This is a genomic window from Mesorhizobium sp. LSJC280B00 (assembly GCF_000502835.1).
In the GTDB taxonomy this organism is placed as follows: Bacteria; Pseudomonadota; Alphaproteobacteria; order Rhizobiales; family Rhizobiaceae; genus Mesorhizobium.
The window spans coordinates 1-21463 of record NZ_AYVL01000012.1; the positions used below are offsets into that span (position 1 = coordinate 1).

Below are 21463 nucleotides of genomic sequence, written 5' to 3' on the forward strand. Positions count from 1 at the left end.
CCGTCGCCGCTGCCGGCGCGGGCACTGCGGCCGCGGTGTCTTGCGCCGCCAGGTCAGCAGGCGCCGCGGAAGCCGAGGGCGCCGTCGATGTCTCGGCTGCCGGTGTAGCGGGGCCGGTTTGCGCCGCCGTGTCGTCCTTGGTCATCGATGCGGATGGCTCTGCCTGCCTGACGGTGGGCGACGGCGCGCTCTCCTGTGTTGTCGTCTGCGCGTCCGCCTTCGGCTCGCTGGCAACGCTGGCCAAAGCGGTTTCCACCGGCTGTACGGCCACGGCCGGTGCCGCCTCATTGTTGGTGACTTCGACCGGGTCGGAGAAGAAGGCTTTGCCCAGTTGCAGGCCGGCAAGCGCCAGCATGATGGCGATTGCCCCCATCAGGATCGGCTTGCGCCGCGCCTTGAGCAGGTCGCCGATCCTGAGTGCCTTGACCGGGCCTTTCATCGTCGACTGGCGCTTGAGGGCGTCCGCCTCGGCGGCCGCCGCTTGCGCAGCCCGTCTGGCTGCCGCGATGAAGTCCGATTTCGCCGCCTCAGCGCCGCCTTCCCGGGTCGGCTGCCCGCGCTCGTCGCGCACGCGCTTCATGATGGCGCTGAGGTCGGGTGCGCCGGAGCCGGGTTCCAGTGGCCGGTTGGCGAGCTTGGGGTCGAGGGGCTCGTCGAGATCGACGCTCGGTATCTCGGCGCTCTGCGCCGAGCCTGCAAGCGGCGGCATCTCGGCGTCCTTCTTGCCCTTCAAGGCGCGCGCCAGCCCGCCTAACATCGATTTCCTGCCGCCGCCTTGCTCGGTTTTTTCACGCGTCGTGTCTGAACCGAGAGCCGCCAGGGCTGCTGCGGCGGCGGCCTCGGCTGGCGTACGCGGACCTGGCTCGTCGCGCACGAGCGCCGCGGCGCGGCCGTCGAGATCGGCCATGCTGCCCGTCAACGGCAGCGGCTGGTCGAGGTCCATCGACGGTGCGTCCTGCACCGAGATCTTGGATGGCCGGCCGAAACGCTTGCTCAACTCCGCGCTTGCCGGTTCGCCCGTCTCCAATGAACCAAGCCTGTCAACGATCTTGAGCAGCGTATCGTGGATAGCCTCGAACGTTCTCGAATTGCGCTCGTCCGAACGGCGCGTCAGTGCCTCGAGCGTCTTCAGGTCCTGGGCGAGGCCGGTAACGGCCGCCGTGTTGGCGCTTGATCCGGCCAGTGAGCGGACGGCGCTCTCAGCCGCCTCGCGCGCCGCGCCGAGGATGGAATCGCGGGTTCCGGCCAGCGACTTCTCGATTTCGTTGAGACGCGGGCTGATGTCGTCGAATTCCGGCAGCGGCGTGCCGGGCTTGGAAAGATGCGCCGTCAGGCCGGCGACCTGCGCTTCAAGGCTGCGGATCAACGCCGGGTCGATGCTGGCGACCTGCGCCGCGGACGAATCCAGCCGGCTTGAGATGTCTTCGAGCCGGCTCTCCAGGCCACGGATCGCCGCCTCGTTGGCGGGATCTGGAACGCGCGTCTCAATCCGCTTGGCCAGCGCGGTGAAGCGGGCGTCGATAGCATCCATAATGCCGGCGCTATCGACCTGCGGCATGCGCTGGTCCAGCCTGTCGGCGACCTCGTCCAACCGGCGCTCAAGGTCGCGAAACAGCATGTTGCCTTGTTCGATTGCGTCGCCCTGGCGACGTTCCATCATGCTGGACAGCACGTCGAAGCGCTGCTCGAGCCCCTGGAAGATGTAGTCGGCGTCGGGCATGGCAGGCGCGTGGTCGATCTTGTCGGCAATAAGCGCGACTTGCCTGGCAAGGCGCTCCATCGCCTGTTCCGGCAGATTGGCTCGGCCGGCCAGTTCATCCACGCGGCTCGACAATGTGTTGAGACGGTCGATGACCTCCCGACCCGGACGATCCTGCGACACTTCTTCGATTTGCTGGGCCAGTGAATCGATCCGCTTCTCGATGCGTTCGAAGGGCTCGGGGTCGAACGAATTGGCTTGCGCGGCAACCGTCGAGGCGACGATCGCGCGGGAAATCTCGTCGAGCCGCTCGTCGATCTGACTGAATGTGTCGCCGCCGCGATTGTCCTGCTGGCGGGCGAAATGGTCGACCGCTCCGGCAAGCGTGCGGACCTTTTCCTCGAGCGAGCGCAGCGACAGCGATTCCGGCAGATTGCTGACGGCATTGCTGATCTGTTCGAGCCGCTCCGTCAGCGCCGACAGGCCGGGTGCATCGGAACGCTTGCGCTGATCGGCCTCGACGCGATCCTCGAAAGCGTTCCAGCGGCGGTCGAAATCGTCCCAGCGGCGTCCGACCGCCTGCACGCTCTCCTCGCGCGCCAGCGTATCGAGCGCGGCTTTGACCTGCTCAAGCTCGAGCCGCAGCATATTGACGCTTCTGTCGTCGCTTTTTTCGGCCAGTGTCTGGATGGCGCCGGAAAGCCGCTCGAATTCGACGCTGAGTTCGGCGCTGCCTTTGCCGCCGCCATTTGACTGGAAGGCTCGCCCAATATTCTTGCGCAGTACCTCGAACTCGCGTTGCAGGCCGGAGGTCATCTGCTGGCGCAAGTCTTCGCGCAGGCCGCGCAATTCCCCGGCGATCTTGCCGGCTAGGGCGACGCTGTCCTCCTGGCCGCGTACCCGGTCGATATCGCGGGCGATCGCCTGGTAATTCTGGTCGAAAGCCGCTGCTGGACCTTTCGGCCGCTGCGCGCGTGGATCCTCATACCGGCGCTGCTGGCCATAGGGTTGGGCGCTGGGATAGCGTGGTTCTGCCGCTGGTCGGCGCGGATCGGGGTGGCTTGCCGTCTCCTCGCGCGTCCGCTCCAGCCGCTGCTCCAGAGTTTCCAGGGAGCGGTTGAGCTCTTCAAGCGTCGTGTGCGGCCGGCGTTGCCTGCCGGCGTTGAGTGTATCGAGGTAGGACCGCTTGCTGTTCATCAATGCGCCCGTTTCAGAATTGCTGGCTTTCACCAGGTTCCCAAAGTCCTGCCGGGACGAAGGCGACTGCTTGGCTTGTTGCAGTGGAAGACGAGCTTCCCGGGTCTCATCCGCGCTCCGAAAAACCGTGAAAAATTCAGTACAGGATAGACACGGGTAACCGACATGCGCACATTTCGCCCCAACGTGGTAAACAACGCGTTAACCAAGCTTAAGAAGTTGCAACTTTGTCGGCTGGCCGCCGACGGCGCCGGGTGTCTTTTTTGGACGCGCAAAAGACGTTGTAGAATTTTGATCAGCCGCATGATCGCTCCCGAAATCGGCAACGACCTTTTAGGTTGTCCGCTGGTGCTGCGGCATAAAGTTGCAAGACCAGAACGCTCTTGCGTGGTGAGGCGGCTATCGATATAGAATTGACGTAAACGTAAATGAGCGGATTACGCCGTTTGCGATTTGTTTGTTGAAACCACGAGTGGAAGCACGCCCCCGCTTTCACTCAGGCGACGCAAGGTCCGCGACCGCGACGCCACCAGACGGGGAAAGCCAGTGACCATGAAACTTATTTCGCCCGGCCAAGCCGCGGCCAACACCAACGATATGTCGAGCGAAGCCGGTGAAGAGCTTGTCCGCATCGGCGAAATGGCCAAGAAATACGGAGTGACGCTGCGTACGCTGCGTTTCTATGAGGACAAGGGTCTGCTCAACCCGCAGCGCGACGGCTCGACCCGTCTCTATACACGCCGCGACAGGGCCCGGCTGAAGCTGATCCTGCTTGGCCGCAAGGTCGGGTTCTCGCTGCGCGACGTCAAGCAGATGATGGACCTCTATGATCCGAACGGCTCCAACACCAAGCAATTGCGGCTGGCGCTCGACAAGTCGGAGAAGCAGCTTGCCCGTCTGCAGAAGCAGCGGGCGCTGATCGACGACGCCATCAGCGAACTGAGTGCTTCGATGTCGACCGTCCGGCAAATGCTGATCGAGCGCTCGACGCCGCAGGCCAGCGTAGCGAGCTAAACTAAGCTTTCGATTTGTGACGAATAAGAGCCGCGTGGCTTTCGCTGCGCGGTTCTTCGTCGTTTGCCGTGCTTTGTCGTTTGTCGTCCTGGCGCGCGGGGAAAATTTGACGCACCGCCGAATTGACGTTTACGCAAACGTCAATATTTGTTATCTCGACCACAACGTTGGTCCGTCTGCCATCCTCATATGCTGGGGCTGATTTCGGGGCCAAGACCGCATGGTGGAGGAAACGCATGCCGATCTACAGAGCGCCGGTCCGGGACACGCTGTTCGTGCTGAACGAAGTGCTGGGATATCGGCGTTATTCCAATCTTCCCGGATTTTCCGACGCGACGCCGGATGTGCTCGAGGCCATCCTTGCCGAGGGCGCGAAGCTCGCCGAAAACGTGATGCAGCCGCTGAACCGCGTTGGCGACGTGGAAGGCTGCATGCGCCATGACGACGGTTCGGTAACGACGCCGAAAGGCTTCAAGGAAGCTTTCGACCAGTATCGCGAAGGCGGCTGGATGGGGCTCGCGGCACCTGTCGAGTTTGGCGGGCAAGGCTTGCCCTACGCGGTGCACACTGCGGTTGCCGAATACATGGTGTCGGCCAATATGTCGCTGATGATGTATGCCGGCCTGACGCAAGGCGCGATCGCTGCGATCATCACCCATGGCACCAAAGAGCAGAAGGCAACATGGTTGCCGAAGCTGGTCGAGGGCGCCTGGACCGGCACCATGAACCTGACCGAGCCACACTGCGGAACCGATCTTGGCTTGCTGCGCACCAAGGCCGTCCCAAATGGCGACGGCACCTACAGGATCTCCGGTCAGAAGATCTTCATCTCGGCCGGCGAGCATGACATGTCGGACAATATCGTCCACCTGGTGCTGGCCCGTATCGAGGGCGCGCCGGATGGCGTGAAGGGCATCTCGCTGTTCATCGTGCCGAAGCTCAAGCTCGATGCCTCAGGCAATCCGGGCGAGAAGAACACCGTCTCCTGTGGCTCGATCGAGGAGAAGATGGGTATCCATGGCAACTCGACCTGCGTCATGAATTACGACGACGCTGAAGGCACGCTGCTCGGCGAGGCCAATGGCGGGCTGAAAGCAATGTTCACCATGATGAATGAGGCGCGGCTTGGCGTCGCCCTGCAGGGACTTTCGCTATCTGAGGTTGCCTACCAGAATGCGGTTTCCTACGCCAAGGATCGTCTGCAGGGCCGCTCGCTGTCAGGGCCGAAGGCGCCGGACAGGAAGGCCGATCCGATCATCGTCCATCCGGACATCCGCCGCAGCCTGATGACCATGAAGGCTTTCAACGAGGCCGGCCGCGCGCTGGCGCTGTGGACGGCGATCAAGTCCGACATCGCTCACCGCTCCGGTGACGACAAAGATCGCCAGGTCGCAGACGACTACACCGGCCTGATGACGCCGGTGGTCAAAGGCGTGCTCACCGACAAGGGGTTCGATCATGCGGTAATGGCGCAGCAGGTCTTCGGCGGCCACGGCTATATAGAAGAGCACGGCATGAGCCAGTTCGTCCGCGATGCGCGCATCGCCATGATCTATGAGGGTGCCAACGGCATCCAGGCGCTCGACCTCGTCGGCCGCAAGCTGGCCTTGAATGGCGGCCGCGCGGTCCAGGCTTTCTTTAAGGAAGTCGGAGAGTTCTGCGAGGAAAACCGCACCGACGAGACGATGGCGCCCTTCACCAAGGCGCTGAAGAAGGGCCTCAACGATCTGCAGACGGCGACGATGTGGCTGGTGCAGAACGGCATGGCCAAGCCCGATAACGCCGGTGCCGCCTCGACCGATTACATGCATCTCTTCGGCCTGGTGGCGCTGGGCTATATGTGGGCGCAGATGGCCAAGGTGGCCGCAGCGAAATTGGCGAACGGCGCCGACGGCGCTTCGTCCTTCTACGACAACAAGCTGGTGACGGCGCACTTCTTCATGGAGCGGATCATGCGGGAGACGTCGGCGCATCTTGCCCGCATCTCCAGCGGCGCCGACACATTGATGGCACTGCCGGCGGAAGCGTTCTAGGTTCGGCGTCTCCCTCCCGCTCGAGGGGATGGTGGCCCGAAGGGCCGGGAGGGGTCCTGCGTGCAGTGCGCCGACCTCCATTCTGGTGCATGCCTTGGAGGAAAATGATCGCAATGCCGTGGCACATGGCGCAGGTTGTAAAAGGTAAGGTCGAGCAAGTCATCGGCGACCCCCCCCGGCCGCTTCGCGGCCACCCTCCCCTCGAGGGGGAGGGGAACGTCGGCGCGAGGGAGAAACCATGACCCACCCCGCCGAAATCCTTGGCCTTCCCAAGCCCGCCTGGGCGGCGGACGAGGTCGGCATGCTTTACGACATGGCGCACCGCTTCATGTCGGAAGAGATCGCGCCGCGTTACGACGAGTTCGAGAAGAACGAAATGGTCGACCGCGAGAGCTGGCTGAAGGCGGGTGCTGCCGGCCTGCTCTGCGCCTCTATGCCGGAGGAATATGGCGGATCGGGCGGCACCTTCGCGCATGAGAGCGCCATCATCGAGGCGATCGGCCATGTCGGCGTCGACGGGTTCGGCATTGGCCTGCACAATTCGATCGTTGCCCCCTACATCCTCCATTACGGCTCGGACGAGCAGAAGAAGAAATGGCTGCCGAGGCTGGCGACCGGCGAGCTGATCGGCGCCATCGCCATGACCGAGCCCGGTGCGGGCTCCGACCTTCAGAGCGTCAAGACGCGCGCCGAAAAGGACGGCAACCAGTACAAGCTCAACGGCTCGAAGACCTTTATCACCAACGGCCAGCTCGCCAATTTCATCATCGTCGTTGCCAAGACCGATCCTGAGAAGGGCGCCAAGGGCATCTCGCTGATCGTCGTCGAGACTGACGAGGTGGAAGGTTTCGAGCGCGGCCGCAACCTCGACAAGATCGGCCTCAAGGCCAACGACACGTCGGAACTGTTCTTCAACGACGTACGTGTGCCGACCTCGAACCTGCTCGGCAACGACGAAGGCCAGGGCTTCGTCCAGTTGATGCAACAATTGCCGCAGGAGCGGCTGCAGATCGGCACCACTGCTATCGCCATGGTCGAGCGGGCCTTGGCGCTTACCATCGACTACGTCAAGGAGCGCAAGGCCTTCGGCAAGCCCATCATCGAATTCCAGAACACCCAGTTCAAGCTTGCCGAATTGAAGACCGAGGCGACCATCGGCCGCGTCTTCTACAATGACTGCGTTGCCCGTCACATTAACGGCGGCCTCGACCCGGTGACCGCGTCTATGGCCAAATACTGGCTGTCGGACCTGCAAGGAAAAGTCGTCGACGAATGCCTTCAATTGCATGGCGGCTATGGCTACATGAATGAATATCCGATTGCGCGCATGTTCCGCGACGCCCGCGTCCAGCGCATCTACGGCGGCACCAACGAGATCATGAAATTGCTGATCGGGCGCTCGCTCTGAGCGAGTTTCAGCAAACCCAAGGAGCAGGAAAATGGCCGAAGCTTATGTCTATGATGCCGTGCGCACGCCGCGCGGCAGGGGCAAGAAGGATGGCTCGCTGCACGAAGTGCCGGCGGTGCGGCTCGGCGCCAAGGTGCTCGAGGCCATCCGCGACCGCAACGGGCTGGACACCGGCACCGTCGACGACATCATCTTCGGTTGTGTCGATCCGGTTGGCGAGGCGGGTGCGGTCATTCCACGTGCCGCCGCTTTCGAGGCCGGCTACGACACCAAGGCGCCTGGCATGCAGATATCGCGCTTCTGCGCCTCGGGCCTCGACGCCATCAATTTCGGCGCCGCCAAGATCGCGCAGGGCGCCGACGAGATCGTCATTGCCGGTGGCGTCGAATCGATGTCGCGCGTCGGCATGGGCGCCTCCGGCGGCGCCTGGTTCATGGACCCATCGGTCGGCCTGCCCGGCTGGTTCGTGCCGCAAGGAATCTCGGCCGACCTGATCGCCACCAAATACGGCTTTTCGCGCGACGACGTCGATGCCTACGCGGTCGAAAGCCAGAAGCGTGCCGCCAAGGCGTGGGGCGAGGGCCGCTTCAAGAATTCGGTGATCTCGGTCAAGGACCAGAACGGCCTGACCATCCTCGACCATGACGAACATATGCGGCCCTCGACCGACATGCAGTCGCTGGCCGCGCTCAACCCGTCCTTCGTCATGCCCGGCGAAATGGGCGGCTTCGACGCCGTCGCCGTGCAGAAGCATCCCGAGGTGGAACAGGTCAACCACGTCCACCATGCCGGCAATTCCTCCGGCATCGTCGATGGCGNTGCAGAAGCATCCCGAGGTGGAACAGGTCAACCACGTCCACCATGCCGGCAATTCCTCCGGCATCGTCGATGGCGCGGCGGCCGTGCTGCTCGGCTCGAAAAAGGCGGGAAAGACGCTCGGCCTCAAGCCGCGCGCACGCATCCGTGCGTTCGCCAACATCGGCTCCGAACCGGTGCTGATGCTGACCGGCCCCGTCGACGTCACCGAGAAGCTGTTGAAGCGGGCGAAGATGAAGCTGTCGGACATCGACCTGTTCGAGCTCAACGAGGCCTTCGCTTCGGTGGTGCTGCGCTACATGCAGGCTTTCGACATTCCGCATGACCGGATCAACGTCAATGGTGGGGCCATCGCCATGGGCCATCCGCTCGGCGCCACCGGTGCGATGATCTTCGGTACGGTGCTGGACGAATTGGAACGCCGCGACCTCAACACCGCGCTGGTGACGCTTTGCATCGGCGCCGGCATGGGCACTGCAACGATCATCGAACGCGTCTGACGGAGAGAGATGATGAGCTACACCAATTTCACCCTCGACATCGACGCCGACGGCATTGCGCTGGTCACCTGGGACATGCCGGACCGTTCGATGAACGTCTTCACCGAGGAGGTGATGCTCGAACTGAATACCATCGTCGACAAAGTGGCGAGCGATGCAGCGATAAAGGGCGCGGTGATCACCTCCGGCAAGGATACGTTCTCGGGCGGCGCCGACATCACCATGCTGCAGAAGATGCTGGCGACCTTCGCCGCCGACAAGGCGAAGGACCCGGAGAAGGCGACCAAGGCGCTGTTCGACAATGCGGGCACCATGAACGGCCTGTTCCGTAAGCTGGAAACTTCGGGAAAGCCATGGGTTTCGGCGATCAACGGCACATGCATGGGTGGCGCGTTCGAATTGTCGCTCGCCTGCCATGGCCGTGTCGCGGCCGATTCAGACAAAGTGAGGATGGCGCTTCCCGAAGTGAAGATCGGCATTTTTCCGGGCGCCGGCGGCACCCAGCGCGTGCCACGGCTGACCGACCAGCAGCAGGCGCTGCAAATGCTGACGTCCGGCCAGACGCTGTCGCCTCAGAAGGCCAAGTCGATGGGCCTGATCCATGAGATTGCCGAGCCGGACAAGCTGGTCGAAACCGCCAAGGCGATGATCAGGAACGGCTTGAAACCGGTGGCGCCATGGGATGAAAAGGGCTTCAAGCTGCCCGGCGCCCCGATCTATTCGGTGGCCGGTGCCAATCTGTGGCCCCCGGCCATCGCCATTCTGCGCCGAGAGACCTATGGCAATTATCCCGCCGCTGCCGCCATCCTGAAATGCGTCTATGAGGGCCTGTTGGTGCCGTTCGACACCGCCTTGCGGATCGAGCAACGCTATTTCACCGAGATCATGCAGACCAGGGAAGCGGCAGCGATGATCCGTTCGCTGTTCGTGTCGCTGCAGGAACTGAACAAGGGCGCGCGCCGCCCGGCCGGTGTGCCGGAAACGAAGTTCAAGAAGATCGGCGTACTCGGCGCCGGCTTCATGGGCGCTGGCATTGCCTATGTGACAGCCAAGGCCGGCATTCCGGTGGTGCTGCTCGACCGCGACATGGAGTCCGCCGCCAAGGGCAAGGCGCATTCCGACAACCTGATCTCGGATCAGGTAAAGAAGGGCCGTGCCAAGCCGCAGGACAAATGTCAGTTGCTGTCGCTAATCACGCCGACGGCCGACTATGCGGATCTCGCCGGCTGCGATCTTGTGGTCGAGGCGGTATTTGAGGATTCGGCCGTAAAGAAGGGTGCCACCGAACAGGCCGAGGCTGTGCTCAAGCCGTCGGCGATCTTCGCCTCGAATACGTCGACCATACCGATTACATCGCTGGCCAGGAATTCGGCGCGGCCGAAGAATTTCATCGGCATCCATTTCTTCTCGCCGGTCGACAAGATGATGCTGGTCGAGATCATCCTCGGCAAGAAGACCGGCGACAAGGCGCTGGCAACCGCGATCGACTTTGTCCGTGCCATCAAGAAAACGCCGATTGTCGTCAACGATACGCGCGGCTTCTATGTTAATCGCTGCGTGCTGCGCTACATGTCGGAGGCCTACAAGATGCTGATCGAAGGTGTTCCGGCGCCAATGATCGAGAACGCGGCCAAGGCCGCCGGCATGCCGGTCGGTCCTTTGGCGTTGACCGACGAGACGGCGATCGACCTTGCCCAGAAGATCATGAAGCAGACCATGCGCGACCTCGGCGACAAGGCGGTCGATCCGAAGCAGATGGCGCTGATCAACACGATGGTCGACACGCATGGTCGCTTGGGCCGCAAGAACGGCAAGGGCTTCTATGACTATCCGGCAAAACCGGCCAAGAAGAAGCTGTGGCCAGGCCTCAGGGATCTCTACCCGCAGCTGGCGCCGGAGCAGGTCGATTATGAGGAACTGAAGCAGCGGCTGCTGGTCACCATCGCGCTTGAGGCGGTACGGGTGATGGAAGAGGGCATCGTTACCGACCCACGCGAGGCCGATGTCGGCTCGATCCTGGCCTTCGGCTTCGCGCCCTATACAGGCGGTGCACTGTCCTACATCGACGGCATCGGCGCGAAGAAATTCGTCAAACTCGCCAAGCGCCTGCAGAAGAAATACGGCACCGAGTTCAAGGCGCCGAAGCTGCTGCTTGATATGGCCGAGAAGGGCGAGACCTTCTACGAGCGCTTCGATCCCTATACCAGGGACGAGGCCAAGGAGGCAGCCTGACGCCGTCTTCGGCGGTGGACAAGATGGCGGCCAAGGGGTAAAACAGGGAAGGTATTTTTTCCTGTTTCGAAGGAAGAGCAAGGTGCTCTCGCACGACCGCGTTTGGGCCGCCATCGACGCTCTTGCCGAGCGTTATTCGCTTTCGGCCTCTGGGCTGGCCAGGCGCGCTGGCCTCGACTCGACCGCCTTCAACAAATCGAAGCGGCTGTCCTCAGATGGACGGCCGCGCTGGCCGTCGACCGAATCGCTGGCCAAGATCATCGAGGCGACCGGCGCCTCGCTGGATGAATTTGCGGGGCTGGTCGAGGGTCGGGGTAATTCCGGCGCACTACCCGTGCAGAGATCGTCGGTGCCGCTGCTCGGCTTCGCCCAGGCGGGCGCCGGTGGCTTCTTCGACGACGCCGGGTTTCCAGCGGGGCAGGGATGGGACCTGATCGAGCTTCCGGCACGGGCAACCGAAACCTCCTATGCCTTGAAGGTCCAGGGCGATTCCATGCTGCCGCTCTATCGCAATGGCGATGTCCTGATCGTCGAGCCAGGGGCTACCATACGAAAGGGTGATCGCGTCGTCGTCAAGACCAATGCCGGCGAGGTGATGGCCAAGGTGCTCGACCGCCAGACACCGAGGTCGATCGCGCTGGTCTCCCTCAATCCCGATCACCCGGACCGCGACATCCCCATGCGCGATGTCGAATGGGTGGCGCGGATTGTCTGGGCAAGCCAGTAGGCGCGGGGCCGGTGCGTCTGCCTCACCTTGCCTTGGCTGTTCTGGCGATCCCGGCGATGGCCACGGCAATTGTCGCCGGCGGCCGCGCCGTCCAGAGCGAAAGCGGCGGCCCCTGGGAGCAAATCCAGGTCGGCGCTGAACCGCAGCCCGCCGCGCCGGCTACGTCGGCCATCCCGAAACCAGTGCCGGCCAAGCAGGCGGCGCATTCGAGGGCAATCGATCCAGAAATCGTGGTGCCGCCGCAGCTCGGTTCCAACGAGCTTGAACGGATAGAGCCGCGCGCCCCGTTGAGCGATCTGGCATTGGCCGGACCGCCCAAGCCGCCAAAAACGAAAATGCCCGACGACTGGAAAGGCACGAAACTATTCCAGCCCGTCGCGTCGGCCGCCGGGGTCATCGAAGCAAAGGGCTATTCGATTGCGGTTTCCGGTATCGACATCGTCAAGCAGGAGGAGACTTGCACCGACGGCGGCGAGTCCTGGAATTGCGGCATTCGGGCGCGAACGGCCTTCCGCGCCTTTCTCCGCAGTCGTGCGGTGGTCTGTGCCGTGCCGCCCGAAGGCGGTCCTGATCTGATCGCCGCCGAGTGCCGGATCGGCAATCAGGATATCGGCCAATGGCTGGTCGAAAATGGCTGGGCGCGCGCCGCCAAGGGCGGCCCTTACGTAGAAGCCGGCGAGAAGGCGCGTGCAGCAAAAAAAGGCGTCTTCGGGCCGCCGCCGAGCGTTTCAGGCCTGCCGCCGCTCCCGGCTGCTGCGTCGCGATCCGCGCCTGTAGCGCCTAGCTCGATCCTGGAGGAGCAAGACGGCGTCCTCATGCCGCCAGCTGACCAGCCAGCGCCCGCTGAATGAGCTCGCGCGTTTCGGCGATGCCGTAGAGCGCGGCGAAGGAGCCGAAGCGCGGCCCGCGTTCCTGACCTATCAGCACCTGATAGATCATCTGGAAGAAGGCGACGGAGACACCGGGTCCGCCCTCCGGGCTCTGCTTGGAATGATCCTGGTAGCGCTCGATCTTGCGCGCAACATTGAGGGCAGCGTTCTGGATTGCCTCGCTGTCGGCATCAGCCGGCAGCGCGGCGAGCGCTTCCGAAAGCTTGGTCAGCGCCTCGCGCTCGACCGCGTCGGCAGCACGGTACACTTTCGCCGGCTTCACGAAATCGTCGAAATAGCGGATGGCATATTCGGCCAGCCGGTCGAGCTCGGGATGGGTTGTCGGCGTCACACCCGGCGCGTGGCGCGAAATGAAACCCCACAGCACGTCCCTGTTCTGCGCATTCGAGGCGCTGACCAGGTTGAGCAGCAGCGAGAACGGAACCGGCAGGTCGACTGCCGGGGGATTGCCGTCATGCATGTGCCAGACCGGATTGCCCAGCCGCTCCTTCCAGTCCTGCCTCTGATAGGCAGAGAGGAACGTGTAATATTCGTCTACCGCCTTCGGGATGACGTCGAAATAAAGCTTCTTCGCGGTTCGCGGGCGCTGGAACATATAAAGGCTAAGGCTCTCGGTCGGCGCGTAAGTCAGCCACTCGTCGATGGTCAGCCCATTGCCCTTCGACTTCGAGATCTTCTGGCCGTTCTCATCGAGGAACAGCTCATAATTGAAGCCCTCCGGTGCCGGAGCATCGAGCGCGCGGCAAATCTGCCCGGCGAGCTTGACGGAATCGATCAGATCCTTGCCGGACATCTCGTAATCGACGCCGAGTGCTGCCCAGCGCATCGCCCAATCTGGCTTCCATTGCAGCTTGGCATGACCGCTGGTCACCGGCGTCTCGAAGCGCTCGCCGGTGTCCGGGTCGCGCCACACGATGGTGCCGGCGTCGAGCTTGCGCTCGTCGATCGCGACTTGCATGACGATGCCGGTCTTGGGATGGATCGGCAGGAAGGGCGAATAGCTCAGCGCCCGCTCCTCGCGCAGCGACGGCAGCATAATTGCCATCACCTTATCGAAGCGCTCGAGCATCTTGAGCAGCGTCGCGTCGAAGCGGCCGGAAGTATAATAGTCGGTCGAGGAAGCGAATTCGTAATCGAAGCCGAAACGGTCGAGGAAAGCGCGCAGCCGTGCGTTATTGGCGGCGCCGAAGGACGGATACTCATTGGAGAACGGGTCCGGTATCCTGGTCAGCGGCTTGCCGAGATAGGCGCGCAGCATGTCCTTGTTAGGCACATTGTCCGGCACCTTGCGCAATCCGTCCATGTCGTCGGAGAAGCACAGCAGCCGCGTCTTGACCTTGTCTTCAGTCAGCACGCGGAAGGCGTGGCGCACCATAGATGTGCGCGCCACCTCGCCGAACGTGCCGATGTGCGGCAGGCCGGACGGGCCGTAGCCGGTCTCGAACAGCACCGTTTCCGGGTAGCCGCTGCTCGCGTAGCGGGCGACGATCTTGTTCGCTTCCTCGAATGGCCACGCCTTGCTTTCGGCGGCGGCGGCGAGGACTTCCGGGCTGAGATCGATCGGCTGTTGTTCGGCCATGATGCTATTCCTGCAACTTTGCCAGCATCCATGCCGGCAGCCGCATGCTCTAGACCATGATCCCGAAAAGTGGAACCCGGTTTTCGGGCAGCACCGTGATCAGGCAAGAAGATTAAGAGCCCCCGTCCCGATAGTCAGGATGGATCAAGTTCCAAGGCGTGATCGGAGCGCCAACGATCGCGGCTGTTTTTCCTTGCGGCGCCGGTCCCTCGTTCCTAACTTCGGGACCGTCTCAAGGAGTTGTAAATGCCATTGTCGCCACACGAAGCCATGATCTACCTGATGGTCATCACCTCGGCGTCAGACCGCGACATGACCGACGTCGAACTGGCGCGGATCGGCGACGTCGTTCGATCCTGGCCGGTGTTTGAGGATTTCAACCAGGAGCGGCTGGTCGAGGTCGCCCAGGCCTGCCAGAAAATGCTGCATGAAAAGGATGGGCTGGAGGGCGTCCTGGCGCGCGTCGCCGAGGCGCTGCCCGAACGCCTGCGTGACACCGCCTATGCCGCCGCCTTCGAGGTCGCAGCTGTCGATCTCGAAATGCGCCTGGAGGAGGTGCGCGTCCTGCAGCTCGTCCGCCGGGAACTCGACCTCGATGCGCTGACGGTCGCCGCCATTGCGCGAGCCGCCAAGGCCCGCCTTCGCACGCTGACCTGAGCCGGCGGCCAAGCTCAGAAAAAACTGACGGGAAAATAGCGCAGATAGAACTCGGCGAACGTGCCTTTCACCGAGATTTCCTGCAGCGCGTAGTCGAAAGCGGCGGCCAGTGCCGGATCGTCGGCCCTGGTGGCGATTGCCATGCCTGAGCCGAGATATTCGGGCGCCAGATAGGGGCCGCCGGCAAAGCGGCAGCAGCCCGCTGCATCCGAACCGCCGAGCCAGAAGGCGAAACGCATGCCGTCGCCGAAGGCGGCGTCGATCTTGCCGGCTTTCAGCTCGCCATAAAGCTCCTCCGGCTTTGCGAACGGGACGATTTGGACGTCGCCGAAATAATCGCGCAGCATCCGCTCGTGCGCGGAGCCGGCGATCACGCCGACACGCTTGCTGCGCAGCTTGTCGAACATTGGTTCGGTCAGCGCCTGTGTCTTCAGCATGATGAAGCGTGCCGGAAATTGCAGGTAGGAGCGTGAAAATGCGTATTTCGACCGCGACTCCGGCGTCGCGGCGATGCCGGCAATGATCGCTTCGCCCTCGCCTTTCCCGAGCGCACCTTCGAGCTCGGCCCAGGGCAGCGCCTGGATCTGGCATTTTTCGGCAATGCCGAGCTCGGCGCAGATGGCGCGCGCCAGGTCGACATGGAAGCCCGACAGCCGGCCTGCCCCATCGAGGAAATTGAACGGCGGGAAATCCGTGGTGGTCAGGAATCGCAGCCGCGGCAGCATCGAAAGGTCCGGCTTTGGCAGCCGCTCCTTGGCGTCCCAGAACACCGGCACCTGCGGCTCCGCGGCGAGCGCAGCAACCGCAAGCGATTGCGCTCCGATCAATATCGAGATCAATGAAATGGATATGCGCCGAAACGCCACGCGACGACTCCGTCCGGTCTTGCCCCGGCTTTCGTACGAAATAACAGGTTTTTGTACGAAAAAAACACAGGTACGACGGTTTTTGGTTTCATCATTGCAATTTAGGGATATTGTTTAGTGAGTTTGCAAGTGACTGCGTGATGCCGGCTGAAGAGGAGCAGTAGGACGCACAGGGGAGGCAGCTTTGCAGTCCGGGGTTGATGGCGTGGTGCGGGTTGATCACTGCCATTGGCGTCAAGAGCGGAAGGCAACATGGGGTAGATGTTGCGATGGGTCATTTCGATCGTACGCTGGAGTTGATAGATCAGTTGCAGCACGCCGGCACAGCCGCCGCCGTCTGCGAAAAGCTGCTGGGGGTAACAAGCGGGTTCGGGCTGACGGCGCTGATGGCCGGGACGGTTCCGCAACCTGGCACGCCGAGAAACCAGCAAAAGGACCATGTGCTGCTCTGCGACTGGCCGGCTGAATGGCTTGAGCGCTACGTCGCGCGCAACTACGTCGATCACGACCCCGTCGTCAGCCACATGAAGCAGCTTCAAGCGCCATTCCAGTGGCGGGAAGCATCTCAGGGCATCCGCATCGGCAAGAGCGGCGGCGAGGTGATGGGCGATGCCGGCGAATTCAAGCTGCGCGACGGGTTGGCCTTCCCGCTAATCACGCTCGATGGCCAGATCGTCATGGTGTCGCTAGGCGGCGAGGCTGTCGAATTGTCGAGTGCCGAGTTCGGGTTGGTGTCGCTGGTCTCGACTTATGCGATTGGCCGCGCAATGCAGCTCCACACTATGGCGGGCAAAACCATCGATCATGTCGAATTAACGCCGCGTGAGCGCGAATGCCTGCAATGGGCTGCTGTTGGCAAGTCCGAATGGGAGATTTCACAAATTCTCGGCATTTCGGAACACACGTCAGAGAAACACCTTCTTAACGCCAAAAGCAAACTCGGTGCTGTTAACCGGGTCCAGGCCGTCGCGGAAGCGATAAGGCGCGGCTATATTAACTAGGTCGGCCGCGCCGGCCTAGAAATTCTTGCTTGCGTGATCGCGTAATTTTTTTGGGAAAGCACGGCCGTATCTTCCTATTGAAACTAGGAGACGGCAAATGCTTTTTTCCCTCACGACCCAGGAATTGATGGAACGGCCCGACCTCTGGGAGGCAGTTCATCGTTTGCGTTACAGAGTTTTCGTCGAAGAGATGGGATGGACCGATCTGCAGCGCCCTGATGGCCTCGAGATCGATCAATTCGACCACGACGAGGCAGTGCACCAGATCGTCATCCGCAATGGCGAGCTCGCCGGTTATCAGCGGATGTTGCCGACGACCCGGGCACATCTTCTAACCGATGTGCTGGCGGACCTTTATGAGGGAACCCCACCGTCGGGCCCGAATGTCTATGAACTGACCCGCTATGCGGTTGCGCCGGGATTCCGCGACGGTCGGCGCGGCGTGTCGACGGTCGGCACCGAGCTGATCGCCGGCTTCGTCGAGTGGGGACTGAAGCGCAACGTCAACCAGGTGATCATCGAATTCGAGCCGATGTGGGTGCTTCGCGCGCTGCAGCTGCATTTCCTGGCAACGCCGCTCGGTTACCAGCGTACCTATGGCAACCAGCAGGTGGTTGCCACACTGCTCACCTTCAACGAGCACACGCTCGACGTGGTGCGTTCGCGCCGCAACCACTTTGCGCCGGTGCTGGCCAGAGGGTACCCGGACATGCTCGGACAGAGACGCGCCTCGTGAGATTGGAGAAAGGCCATGAACGTTCACTCAAAAGCAGAATTCCGCAATCACACGCTGATCGTCACGGTATCGTCGGGTGACGGCCGCCCGGTGCTGGACAGGCGGGCCTATGAAAGCCTGGCCAGGACATTCCACGAAGCCGCTGTCGACGACGACGTCCGCGTCGTGGTCCTGCGCGGCTTGGCCGGGTGCTTCTGCCTCGGTGCCGATTTCTCCGAATTTCTCGACGCCACCAAACATCGGCGACTGATCGCCGCCGTCACCGATATGTTCCGCACGCTGGCGACGTTCCCGAAACCGGTCCTTGCCTGTGTCGACGGCGACGCCGTCGGCGTCGGTTGCACCATCCTGTTCCACTGCGACATGGTGATCGCCTCGAGCAAGAGCACGTTTCGGGTGCCGTTCGTCGATTTCGGCCTGGTGCCGGACGCGGCGACCAGCATTCTGGCGCCGCAGAAGCTCGGCTATGCCGGGGCGTTCCGCTTCTTCTGCCTGGGCGACACGCTCGCCGCCGAAGATGCCAGGGCACTGGGCCTTGTCGGCGAGATCGTGACGGACGGCAGCGTCGAGGAAGCCACGTTGGCAAGAGCCAGGCAACTCGCCAAGAAGCCTGTCGCGGCGCTGCTACAGACGCGCGACCTGCTGAGGGGCGACACCGGCGCGCTCTGCGACCGCATCGACCAGGAGATCTCGCTTTTCCAGCAGGCGCTGCAGGACGACACCACGCTGAAGCGACTGCAGCGGATTGCCCGGCTGGCGGCATGAGAGCCGCGTATCGATGAGGTGAGCTTATTTTTCGAGGAAAGTCGGCCCTTCGCCGATGATCTTCTTGTCCTCCTTGCCGATGACGTCGAGGTCGCGGCCGTCATAGGGAAGCGAAAGGAGAATGCGCTGCATGACGGCCAGCCGCGCGCGCCGTTTGTCGTTCGCCCGCACAATGATCCAGGGCGCGAACTCCTTGTGCGTGCGCTCGACCATCAGGTCGCGCGCTTTGGTGTATTCGTCCCATTTGGTGATGCCGGCGATGTCGATTGGCGAAAACTTCCAGCTCTTCAGCGGGCTCCAGCGGCGGTCGTGGAATCGCTCGAGCTGCGTTTCCCGGCCGATGTTCAGCCAGAATTTGAAGAAATGTATGCCCTCGTTGCGGATCATCCGCTCGAAATGCGGAACCTCGTCCAGAAATTGCTCGTGCTGCTCGGGCGTGCAGAATCCCATCACCGGTTCAACGCCGGCGCGGTTATACCAGGAGCGGTCGAAGGTGACGAATTCGCCCGACGTCGGGAAGTGGTCGACGTAGCGCTGGAAGTACCATTGTCCAAGCTCGGTGGGCGTTGGCTTGGTCAGCGCCACGTTGCGCGCCGTGCGAGGGTTCAGATACTGGCGCAAAACGAAGATCGTGCCGCCCTTGCCGGCAGCGTCGCGCCCCTCGAACAGCGACATTACCCGCTTGCCCGTCGACTGCAGCCACGCCTGCGCCTTGACCAGCTCGATCTGCAGCTTCTCTAGCCTCTCGTCATACTCCTCGCTCTTCATCTTCTTGTCGTAAGGGTAACCGCCGGCGGTGAGCTTGCGGTCCTCGACCCAGTCGGGAAGCGCGGGGGCCTCGATGTCGAACGCCCTCTCCTTGCCGTCGATCATGATCTTCAGCGGCCCCGATGAGGGTGCGGCGGGGCTTTCCTTAGCGTTTTTCATCGAGGCGAACCTTTCCAGCTTCCGGACTCGTGCTATTGGGAGCCTTACTGCATCGGCCCGAAAATCGGAATCGATTTCGGAAAGAACGATGCAGCAGATAAAGTGGTAGAGCGTCCTTTGTGCGTCCAATTGGACGCACTGCGCTCTAGCGCCGGTCCAGCAAGAAGTTCTTGAAGTGGCCGCAGACGGAGCGCAAATGGCCGACATCGGCACAGAGCGGAGAGGCAGGGCGCAAGCCGTCGCCATGCGGCTGTGGAACAGCCGCTGGCTGCTGGCGGCCGGCCTCGTTGCGGTTCTGATGGTCTATGGTTTTGCCGGCATGTCTGGCTATGTGGTGCTGCTGGCTGGCGCCGTGCTGGTTGCCGCTGCGATGCTGCCGGCCGGCATCGCCCGCCAATCGACCGAAAATGCCGCGGCCATCGAGTCGAGCGTGCAACAACTTTCCGGCGAATATCTCGCGGCGGCGGTTGCCGATCCGCTGATCATTTTCGATCGCTCCGCCGCCATCGTCCATGCCAACGCCGCTGCCTTTGCCGCCTTCGGCGGGATTGCCCCCGGCATGTCGCTGTCGCTGAAATTCCGCGCGCCGGAAATGCAGGGCTTGCTGGATAGTATCTTGGCGGGCAACGTCGCTTCGGACAGCGTCGACTACATAGAAAAGCTGCCGGTCGAACGAGCCTATCGGGTGAGCGCGTCTTCAGTCGGCCATGCCACGGATCTCTACGTACTGGTGTTCAAGGACCAGAGTGAGGCGCGCCGGATCGACAGAATGCGTGCCGACTTCATTGCCAATGCCAGCCACGAGCTGCGCACGCCTCTCGCCTCGATCGCCGGCTTCATCGAGACGCTGCGCGGGCCGGCCCGCAACGACCCCGCGGCGCGCGAGCAGTTCCTGCAGATCATGCAGAACCAGACCAGCCGCATGGCGCGCCTCATCGACGACCTTCTGTCGCTGTCGCGCTTGGAGATGAAGCCCTATCTCAAGCCGGGAACCGAGGTCGACCTGCGCCAGGCCATCGACAGCGTCATCGATTCGCTTGGGCCGCTCGCAAAGGAAAACGGCGTCGTCATCGAGCGTGATTTCGCGGAAGGGCCGCTCGACGTGCCCGGCGATCGGGACGAGCTTTTCCAGGTCTTCGAAAACCTGCTGGAAAACGCCTGCAAATATGGTCAGTCGGGCGGACGCGTCGTGGTGTCGATCATACGCAGCGACAGCGATCCCGAACCAGGCATCGACGTCACCATCAGGGATTTCGGCCCCGGCATCCCCGAAGAGCACATCCCGCGCATCACCGAGCGCTTCTACCGCATCGACGTCGAGAACAGCCGAACCCAGAAGGGCACCGGCCTTGGCCTGTCCATCGTCAAGCATATCCTGACCCGCCACAACGCCAGACTCTCCATCAGGTCGGAGGTCGGCAAGGGTGCGGCGTTCACGGTCCATTTGCCGGCTCGCTAACGTAGTACTATCTCTAGCACATAATGGGCCGTTTCTTTTTTCTGTCATCCGGCTAGCGTATCAGCGGGGATTCGAGGGAACGACTCAACCACGAGATCCCGGGAAGGCATTTCGTCCATGCAATCCGTGCATATCGTCAGCGCCTATGACGAGGAGCTGAAATATCTGTCGAAGCGCATCGCGGCGATGGGCGGGCATGCCGAGCGCATGGTCGAGCAGGCGGTCGCGGCGCTGGTCAATGCGGATCCGGGGCTTGCCCAGAAAGTCATTCGGGACGACCTGGTTCTGGATGAGGGACAGCGCGAGATCGACGACAAGGCGATCATCATCATCGCCAAACGCCAGCCGATGGCGACGGATCTGCGCGAGATCGTCGGCGCGATCCGCATCTCGGCTGACCTCGAACGGGTAGGCGACCTCGGCAAGAACGTCGCCAAGCGGGTGGTTGCCGTCGCAGACGGGCGCCAGCCGAACAGCCTGTTCCGCGGCCTCGAGGCTTTGGCCAATCTGGCACTGACCCAGCTCAAGGAAGTACTCGACGTCTACGCGTCGCGGTCGGTGGAGAAAATCGGTTTCGTGCGCGACCGCGACGACCAGATCGACGCCATGTACACCTCTCTGTTTCGCGAATTGCTGACCTACATGATGGAAGACCCACGCAACATCACGCCCTGCACACATCTCCTGTTTTGCGCCAAGAACATCGAGCGCATCGGCGACCACGCTACCAACATCGCCGAGACGATCTACTATATCGTCACCGGCGATCAGATGCCGGCCGATCGTCCGAAGGGCGACAAGACGGACAAGATTATTCTTCCCGCAACCCAACCAGCGAAGTGAGTTCTCTCAGAACTGATGCGAATTTCGGATTCGCCACCTGACAGAAAATTGCGCTAAGCTTTCGACGCGCCGACTTCTCAGTTCCGCGATGAAGGCCCCGCCTTCAGGAGGCTG

16 protein-coding genes and 1 pseudogene are annotated in these 21463 nt (G+C 62.4%); 13 read left to right on the forward strand and 4 right to left on the reverse strand.

What is annotated here, in order from left to right; genetic code table 11:
- Window positions 1-2896 (reverse strand): hypothetical protein (locus tag X773_RS56905; protein WP_023677330.1); only part of this gene is annotated, 2896 nt, incomplete at its 3' end.
- A 552-nt stretch (window positions 2897-3448) separates the two neighbouring features.
- Between X773_RS56905 and X773_RS56910 the strand changes: the two genes are divergently transcribed.
- The 7 genes and pseudogenes from X773_RS56910 (at window position 3449) to X773_RS56940 (ending at window position 12477) form a co-directional block, all read left to right on the forward strand.
- Window positions 3449-3910 carry a MerR family DNA-binding transcriptional regulator gene (locus tag X773_RS56910; protein WP_023677331.1) on the forward strand — a complete coding sequence of 154 codons (462 nt, stop codon included), beginning with the start codon at window positions 3449-3451 and terminating at the stop codon, window positions 3908-3910.
- A gap of 236 nt (window positions 3911-4146) precedes the next feature.
- The gene (locus tag X773_RS56915) at window positions 4147-5943 is read left to right on the forward strand and encodes an acyl-CoA dehydrogenase (protein ID WP_023677332.1); all 1797 of its coding nucleotides are present in this window, start codon (window positions 4147-4149) and stop codon (window positions 5941-5943) included.
- A 238-nt stretch (window positions 5944-6181) separates the two neighbouring features.
- Window positions 6182-7351 carry an acyl-CoA dehydrogenase family protein gene (locus X773_RS56920; RefSeq protein ID WP_023677334.1) on the forward strand — a complete coding sequence of 390 codons (1170 nt, stop codon included), beginning with the start codon at window positions 6182-6184 and terminating at the stop codon, window positions 7349-7351.
- A gap of 31 nt (window positions 7352-7382) precedes the next feature.
- A pseudogene (locus X773_RS56925) lies at window positions 7383-8667 on the forward strand (acetyl-CoA acetyltransferase).
- Between the two features lie 12 nt (window positions 8668-8679).
- Entirely contained in the window at window positions 8680-10899 is a 2220-nt protein-coding gene (locus X773_RS56930) for a 3-hydroxyacyl-CoA dehydrogenase NAD-binding domain-containing protein (protein ID WP_023677335.1), read from the forward strand.
- Window positions 10900-10981: 82 nt separating this feature from the next.
- Window positions 10982-11626, forward strand: a complete 645-nt coding sequence (locus X773_RS56935) for a helix-turn-helix transcriptional regulator (RefSeq protein ID WP_023677336.1) — start codon at window positions 10982-10984, stop codon at window positions 11624-11626.
- A gap of 11 nt (window positions 11627-11637) precedes the next feature.
- Window positions 11638-12477 carry a thermonuclease family protein gene (locus X773_RS56940; RefSeq protein WP_023677337.1) on the forward strand — a complete coding sequence of 280 codons (840 nt, stop codon included), beginning with the start codon at window positions 11638-11640 and terminating at the stop codon, window positions 12475-12477.
- On the opposite strand, the gene X773_RS56945 is transcribed toward X773_RS56940, so the two are convergent.
- Window positions 12440-14095 carry a lysine--tRNA ligase gene (locus X773_RS56945; protein ID WP_023677338.1) on the reverse strand — a complete coding sequence of 552 codons (1656 nt, stop codon included), beginning with the start codon at window positions 14093-14095 and terminating at the stop codon, window positions 12440-12442. The two genes, X773_RS56940 and X773_RS56945, sit on opposite strands and share 38 nt — an antisense overlap.
- A gap of 246 nt (window positions 14096-14341) precedes the next feature.
- On the opposite strand from X773_RS56945, the gene X773_RS56950 reads away from it, so the two are divergent.
- Window positions 14342-14752, forward strand: a complete 411-nt coding sequence (locus X773_RS56950; RefSeq protein ID WP_023677339.1) for a tellurite resistance TerB family protein — start codon at window positions 14342-14344, stop codon at window positions 14750-14752.
- A 14-nt stretch (window positions 14753-14766) separates the two neighbouring features.
- Here the strand turns inward: X773_RS56950 and X773_RS56955 are convergent, their stop codons facing one another.
- Complete coding sequence (locus tag X773_RS56955; RefSeq protein ID WP_023677340.1) at window positions 14767-15618, reverse strand: transporter substrate-binding domain-containing protein; 852 nt, start codon at window positions 15616-15618, stop codon at window positions 14767-14769.
- A 269-nt stretch (window positions 15619-15887) separates the two neighbouring features.
- Here X773_RS56955 and X773_RS56960 point away from each other — a divergent pair, with 269 nt between their 5' ends.
- From X773_RS56960 to X773_RS56970, 3 genes are all read left to right on the forward strand, one after another.
- Window positions 15888-16619 (forward strand): LuxR family transcriptional regulator, encoded by a 732-nt coding sequence (locus X773_RS56960; protein ID WP_023677341.1) that lies wholly within the window; start codon window positions 15888-15890, stop codon window positions 16617-16619.
- A gap of 97 nt (window positions 16620-16716) precedes the next feature.
- Complete coding sequence (locus X773_RS56965; RefSeq protein WP_023677342.1) at window positions 16717-17355, forward strand: acyl-homoserine-lactone synthase; 639 nt, start codon at window positions 16717-16719, stop codon at window positions 17353-17355.
- 15 nt (window positions 17356-17370) lie between these two features.
- Window positions 17371-18120: an enoyl-CoA hydratase-related protein gene (locus tag X773_RS56970; RefSeq protein WP_023677343.1), complete on the forward strand. Its 750-nt coding sequence runs from the start codon at window positions 17371-17373 to the stop codon at window positions 18118-18120.
- Between the two features lie 24 nt (window positions 18121-18144).
- Here the strand turns inward: X773_RS56970 and ppk2 are convergent, their stop codons facing one another.
- Complete coding sequence (gene ppk2, locus X773_RS56975; RefSeq protein WP_023677344.1) at window positions 18145-19047, reverse strand: polyphosphate kinase 2; 903 nt, start codon at window positions 19045-19047, stop codon at window positions 18145-18147.
- 196 nt (window positions 19048-19243) lie between these two features.
- Here ppk2 and X773_RS56980 point away from each other — a divergent pair, with 196 nt between their 5' ends.
- Together X773_RS56980 and phoU are read left to right on the forward strand one after the other, a co-directional pair.
- Window positions 19244-20506: an ATP-binding protein gene (locus X773_RS56980; RefSeq protein ID WP_023677345.1), complete on the forward strand. Its 1263-nt coding sequence runs from the start codon at window positions 19244-19246 to the stop codon at window positions 20504-20506.
- Window positions 20507-20623: 117 nt separating this feature from the next.
- On the forward strand, window positions 20624-21349 hold the full coding sequence (phoU, locus tag X773_RS56985; RefSeq protein WP_023677346.1) for a phosphate signaling complex protein PhoU: 726 nt from the start codon (window positions 20624-20626) through the stop codon (window positions 21347-21349).
- Window positions 21350-21463: the final 114 nt, after the last annotated feature.